At 64.4% G+C, this 6507-nt stretch carries 4 protein-coding genes; 1 reads left to right on the top strand and 3 read right to left on the bottom strand.

Translation table 11 applies throughout. The features are described from left to right. The 3 genes from RDU12_RS10990 to RDU12_RS10980 form a co-directional block, all read right to left on the bottom strand. Positions 1–1063, bottom strand: a 1063-nt coding sequence (locus RDU12_RS10990; protein ID WP_308684617.1) for a hypothetical protein, incomplete at its 3' end; no start/stop codon positions are given. A gap of 119 nt (positions 1064–1182) precedes the next feature. Then, positions 1183–3456 carry a GumC family protein gene (locus RDU12_RS10985; protein ID WP_300289158.1) on the bottom strand — a complete coding sequence of 758 codons (2274 nt, stop codon included), beginning with the start codon at positions 3454–3456 and terminating at the stop codon, positions 1183–1185. A gap of 162 nt (positions 3457–3618) precedes the next feature. Continuing rightward, positions 3619–4311 carry a polysaccharide biosynthesis/export family protein gene (locus RDU12_RS10980; RefSeq protein WP_300289159.1) on the bottom strand — a complete coding sequence of 231 codons (693 nt, stop codon included), beginning with the start codon at positions 4309–4311 and terminating at the stop codon, positions 3619–3621. Positions 4312–4732: 421 nt separating this feature from the next. On the opposite strand from RDU12_RS10980, the gene RDU12_RS10975 reads away from it, so the two are divergent. Next, on the top strand, positions 4733–6507 hold a 1775-nt coding region (locus RDU12_RS10975), incomplete at its 3' end, for a nucleoside-diphosphate sugar epimerase/dehydratase (protein WP_308684616.1).

Raw genomic sequence — 6507 nt, 5'->3', positions numbered from 1 at the left:
CCCGGGGCAGCCCCCGCAGTTCGAGCAACTGACTGGGACAGGCCGCCGATACCGAAAAGTCTACAGTCGAGGTTGTCCAGGCGCCGCCATCGGCGCCCAGGCCGGGTACTGCGGGCACGGAAGCAAGCCTGGCGTCGCCCGTCGCGCAGGTGATGACCCACTCCATCCGCCCGGCCGGTTCTCCCGCCTCGATTCTCGACTCCGCGCGGAAACGGTATCGGCCTGCCGACAGGAACGTCCGTTGCTGGGCGATGTCGGCTGTTGAATAGCCATCATATTCGACGCGGAGGGCCGGATCCCCCCGATCAAGGTCATCCCCAATGATCTGTGCGACTGCGCCGGCCTTCTGGATCAATGTCCACTGGAAGGGGGCTGGCGCGGTCGGGTCATCAAAGCCGCCGTTGGTTACAGCCGAGTCGGCACGCGGGCGATTCAGGCGAGTCCTTACAGTAACGAGGAGATCAACCTGTCCCCTTTCAAACGATTGCCCGTAGAACCGCTGCAGCTCTGCATTTGTGAAGGGCGTGGGGCTGGACTGCAGGAGGATAGCGAGGTTGCCTGCTGTCAGGAGACCCTCAGTTGTCGTGTTGAGGCTCGACAGATAGGCCGACCGCCAGGGCGGGTCGGCAACCAGCAGCCGCGCCAGCACCGGCAAAACTCGCTTCGGGTCTGCCGCGGCTGCGACAGAGAACAGTTCGAAGATCTGGGGATGGATATCCACACGCCGCCGCGCCAGCGTGTCAGCGTGAGCAAAGGCCGAAGAGTAATCGCCAGCTCGCAGCCGGTGTTCCACGAGCCAGGCGTGGGCGGGATCGTCGCGCAGGCTCCAGTTCCCCGCGAGCGTGAGAATCTCGTCTGCAGCGTCGCGGCGGCCGGCCTGGGCCTCTGCAAGGCCGACTGTCCTCAGCGCGCGAACATCAAACGGTGAACGGGCGAGGGCGTCACGACCGAGCGCGGCGGCGTTGTCAGTTCGCCCCGCGGCCAGTTCCGCCTCGGCGGCCCTCTGCAGGACCTGCGGCGATCCTGGAGCGATCCTGATGGCGGCTCCAACCGGCGCCCGCATCACAACCGGCTGAATAGCGATCTGCCAACCCAGGAGGACAGCTCCGACAGTAAAGGCATAGGGAGCTATGGACGCGACCCGGGGCCTTCGCGGTTGACCGGAGGAAGCGGCCCGTTCTCTCAACCCTGTTTGCCCTTCTTGCGCTCGCTGGGTTCGGGCGCCGGCTCTGACCCGTATTTGTAGTCGTACGCGTAGTCGTACCCGCCATAAGAGGTGCTCTTGGTGCTGAACTTGGTCAGCACCACTCCCACGAGATGGGCGTGGCCGACCTTGAGGCGTCGCAGGGCGCCGCGCGCCTGGCCGCGACGCGTGCCGCGTGACTCCACCACGAACACGACGCCGCTCACGGATGCCGCCAGCAAGGGCGAGTCCGCGAAGCCGAGTACGGGAGGGCCGTCAATGACCACGTGGTCAAAACTGTTGCGGGCCTCAGCCAGGATGTGGCGCAGTCGATCGCCGCCCCACAGTTCGGCCGGGTTGGGCGGAAGCGGACCGCAGGGGATGAAGAACAGGTTTTCCTGGCTCGTGCGCTGAGCCACTGCAGCAAGGTCAGCGGCGCCCGAGAGCAGATTGCTCATGCCTCGCTCGTTCTCGACGCCGACGACGCGGTGCATCGACGGATTGCGAAGGTCGCCATCGACCAGCAGAACCCGTTTGTTGATCCGGGCAAGGTTAACGGCGATCGCGAAGGCCGTGGTCGATTTGCCTTCGGCGGGTCGGGCGCTGGTCACCAACAAACTGGTCGGTGCGCCTTCGGGGGTCGAGAACTGGAGTGCGGTTCTCAGGGAATAGTAAGCCTCAGAGAAGCCTGATCGGATGTCCGCCAATGCGGCGGTCGTCGTCTGCCCTTTCTCCAGCAGCGGGATGACGCCGAGCACCGGAATACCCAGCTTGCTCTCGACGTCGTCCGGCGTCGCTACAGTCTCGTCAAGGGCTTCCAGCACCAGGGCCGCGACCACACCCAAGCCCAGTCCGAGGAGCGCCGAGAGGATGACATTCACCAACAGATTGGGCTTTGACGGCCTCTCCGGCGGAGACGCCAGGTCGACGATCGAGATGTTGTTCGCCGCTATGTTGCCCGTTACTCCGACTTCCTTGTAGCGCTGCAGCAAGCCCTCATACAGGGTGCGGGTCGTGTCGAGCTCCCGTTGCAGGATGTTGTACTGGATGGAGCGATCCCGCAGATCGAGCACGTCCCCGGTCAATCCGGTCACCTGCGCCTGAAGGGAACGCTCCTGGTTGGCGGCGATCTCGTACTGGTTCTGGATCGAACTCCGGATATTGCCGGCGATGGTCTGGATCTGTCCCTCGGCCTCTTCGATCTGGGCCTTGAGCTGCACCATTTCCGGGTAGTCCGGCTGATAAACGCTGAGCTTCTGTTGATACGACGCGTCGAGGATCGCCCGCTGTTCTATCAGTCGCTGTATCGTGGGGTTCTGCAACACTTCAGGCAGCGTCATCAGAGGCGCTGTGCGGGCCGACCGCCACCGTTCTTCCGCCGCGACCCGGTCGGCGCGCGCTTTCCCGAGCGCCGCATTCAGGGCGACAAGGTTGTTCGAGGTCAGTGACCGGCTGGCCCCGCCGGACTCCCCCCCTTCGTCGGCTTCGCTGATGTTGATGATTTGCTGGTTGGCGGCATAGGCGACCAACTGTCGTTCGGCGGATTCAAGCCGGTCCTTGGTCTGCGCGATACGTTCCTCCAGAAACTCGCGGGCGTAGGAGGAGCTTTCGAACTTTCGATCCAGATTGGCCTGAATAAAGTTCTCGGCGAATCCATTGGCGATTCTTGCCGCGACCACCGGATCGGGATTGTCGTAGCCAATCGCCACCAAGCGCGAGCCGCGGACGGGCGAAACGCTGAGATTTTCCTGCAAGGCTTCAAGGGCTGCGGCCCGGCGCTTCTCGGCCGCACTGGCGGCGGTGCCCGAGGCCTGCGGAGCTTCAACGCCGATAGATTTCAGCGCTTCGTCGGAACTCGCCAGACCCAGGGTTTCAATGACCCGTTCCGCCAGCGACCGGCTGCGGAGGAGGCCGTACTGCGTCTGGAAAAATTCTTCGCCCTGAATCAGGCTTTCACTGGGAGCCACAGACTCAGAGTTGAAAACCCGGGCAGCCTCCCGATCGATCTGCAAGGTCGCCTGGGCCGTGTAGATGGGCGTCATGAGGAGCGTCAGCGCCGTGCCGACAGCCAATGCGCCAAAAAAGCAGCCGAGGATCAGAATGCGGTGTTTGAGCGCCAAACGCCAGTACACCGCCAAATCCAGAACCTGCGCACCGTCGCGGTTCTCGGCCCAGACCCCGGAAGGAGCATTGACCGACGCATCGGCGGAGGCGCCGACCGCCAGGGTTGGCCGAGCGCCGCGTTCGTCAGCGAAGGAGTTGTCGCCCAGCATCATGCTTTCCATTACGCTTTGCGGCCTTGGCCGCGCTCAAACAATTCGGGCTGATATCGCAAAGCCTGCTGACACGCACCCGAAATCTCGACATTCTCGTGGCCCCGCAGGCATGCGTAAATCGGAGCGCCGGGGTCGGCCCATCCCTCGGCCTGCCGGCCCCTAGAACGGCCGGAAAACAGCCAGGGCGGGAATCGCGTTGACCAGACCACGCAGCGCGGAGTTGAGGCGTGAGGTGTCAACCACGATGACGTCATCGCCGAACACCTCCGGATCGGAAGCCCGACCTTGCCGGATGGCCGCGAGGTCAAACACGGCGACTGACCGCTGACCAGCGATTGTACGGAATACGGCGACCTTGGTCAGGTCCGCCACGCCCGTAGGCCCCTCCGCCATGGCCACAGCCTGGAGGAGAGAGCTCGATCCACGCATCTCATAAACGCCTGGCTTGGTGACCGCCCCGTCTACGGTGATCTTCTGGCTGGCGGCCTCCTTGACCGTGACGGTCACCTGGGGATCGCGCAGATACCGCGCCGCCAACCGCGCTGCGATATCGGCGGACATCTCGCCGGCGGTGCGCCCCGCGCCCCGGACGGCGCCGATCAGGGGCATGTTGATGTTGCCCGACGTATCGACCACCAGTTCTTCGAACGACAAGTCCTCAACCTGGAACACGGTGACGTCGAGCTGGTCGCCCACGCCAATGCGGTACTCAGCGGCGAGTTCGACTTCCGTCCCGACCGGTTGCAGATCGACCGGCTGCGCTGCAGTCATCGCGGCGACATCCATGCGCGGCCCCCCGCAGCCGGCGAGCAGGACGGCCAGAAGGGCTGTCAAAAGCAGAGAAACGCGCATCACGGGCAATACACCTCGGAAAAAGCGGGCCGACGAAACCGCCGGGTGAAACACAGGGACGCAGAACGGGTTGCGCAGCCCTGAACAGACCTGGACAGGGACGCGCCGGTGCCCTTGTCCAGCACCAAGCGCCGGCGGTCAACAGGGCGTTTGCCCGGGCGGCTCCTTGGGCCGGCCACGGGGATGTGTCCTCGGACTGTCCGCTGCAGCGGACACGTCACGCCAGTGTTTGGAGCCGCCGTTGAAGCTCTCGGTAGCGGGCGGGCCGCATGACGCGCTGTCCGCTTGAGCGCTGTCCGTTTGAGCCATGTGTGCGTTTGCCAATTGTTTCGGATTCTGCCAGAGGGCGGTGCCTGACGCACAGGCTAGGGCTAAGCGATCCCGTTGCTGGGTATGGATTGCCCTCACCATCGAGAGTTCTATGACGGGTACTGCCAGAACCGCGGCGCCAGCCGGCTTGACCTTGGCATGGGCAGTCAAATTCTGCCTTCACATCGGTCTGCTGTTTCTGGGTTTTGTGCTCGCCTATGAGTTGCGGCGCGCCCTGCCCCTTGAGTGGTGGCTGACAAACCCGGACGCGGTGCGTGTGGTGGGTTGGGCCGCACTGTATGCGTGCATCGGCGCGGGAACCGAGATTGTCTTTCAGTCAGAACGCTCGGCCTGGCGCTTCGCCTCCATGCGCGAAGTCGTGGGCCTGGTCGGCAACGTCACGATTACGACCGGCGTTTTCCTCGGACTGATCTTCTTCCTTGATCGTGGCGTGGAACTGCCTCGGTCGGTATTGCCCCTGGCTTGGCTGGTGAGCCTGGCCTTGCTTGTCGGCTTCCGCATGGTCTGGCGCCTGCCACACGATCCGGGCCTGGCGGCCCACTTCCTGCCTAGTTGGTGGCCGCGCCCGGCGACAGATCGTACGCCGCTGCTGATTGTCGGTTCGATGGCGGCGGCCGACCGCCAGTTGAGGATGCTTCAGGGTGATCCGCATACCTCGTATCAGCCAGTCGGCATCGTCACTCCCCATCCCGACGAGGTTGGTCTCCGCCTGCACGGAGTGCCCTTCATCGCCAGCCTGTCTACCTGGGTTCCAGCCCACAGCGGCTTGACCGGGCGAGGCGCGGCGCCTCACGCCATAGTGTTTCTGGACGATCCGGTTCAGGCTTATGGCTTCTCGACCGAGCGGATCGGCGAGCTCCGCAGTGCGGGACATACGCTTCTCAAACCCCAAAGCCTGGCCGAGATCGGCGGCGCTCCCGGGGCCGAGAATGAACTCAAGGAAATCCCGCTCGAGGATTTTCTGCCTCGCAAGCCGATCGCCCTGGATGCTGCGCCAATACGCAACCTCGTCTCCGGCCGCCGGGTGTTGGTTACCGGAGCCGGCGGAAGCATCGGCTCGGAACTCTGCCGCCAGTTGTTGGCGCTCGGTTGCGCCCACCTCAGCATGGTCGATCATTCCGAGTTCCTGCTCTTCGAGATCGACCGCGAACTTGAGCGCACCCGGGCGGAAGCCGGCCGCCGGGCCATCCTGGCGAACGTCCGCGACGCCGACCGCATCGCGGAGGTGTTCAGCGCCGAACGGCCGGACATAGTTTTCCACGCCGCCGCCCTGAAGCACGTCGCCCTCGTCGAGAACAACCCCGCCGAGGGGGTCCTGACCAATGTGCAGGGCACCTGGAACGTGGTGCAGGCCGCCGTGGCCCACGGCGTGGACCAATTTGTTCTGATCTCGACCGACAAGGCCGTGGCCCCGACCAACGTGATGGGAGCCACCAAGCGGGTCGCGGAATCTCTCCTGGACCTCGCTCTCGGCGGCGACACGCGGATGACCGCGGTGCGCTTCGGCAACGTCCTCGGCTCGGCGGGCTCGGTGGTGCCGATTTTCCGTGACCAGATCGCACGCGGGGGACCCGTCACTGTCACCCATCCGGAGGTGAACCGGTTCTTCATGACCATACCGGAGGCGGTTCAGCTGGTTCTCCACAGCGCCGCCATCGGCGCTGGCACTCCGGCGGGTCGGCCGCGCAAATTCCTGCTGGAGATGGGCGAGCCGGTCCGGATCGCCGACCTGGCCCGCCAGATGATAGAGCTTAGCGGCAAGGTCCCGGACGTGGATATCATGATCGAATTCAGCGGCCTGAAACCCGGTGAAAAGCTGGCCGAGGTGCTGAGTGATGAAGGCGAGGAGGTTCGCCCCTGTGTTGA

Source organism: Brevundimonas sp. (genome assembly GCF_031082345.1).
Taxonomy (GTDB): domain Bacteria; phylum Pseudomonadota; class Alphaproteobacteria; order Caulobacterales; family Caulobacteraceae; genus Brevundimonas.
Note: the sequence above shows the minus strand (reverse complement) of the source record. Positions and strands in the feature narration are given on the sequence as shown.

Bases quoted from the DNA above. Each gene is read 5' to 3' on its own strand.
- RDU12_RS10985 (WP_300289158.1), bottom strand. From the start codon at position 3,456: ATGCTGGGCGACAACTCCTTCGCTGACGAACGCGGCGCTCGGCCAACC.
- RDU12_RS10980 (WP_300289159.1), bottom strand. From the start codon at position 4,311: ATGCGCGTTTCTCTGCTTTTGACAGCCCTTCTGGCCGTCCTGCTCGCC.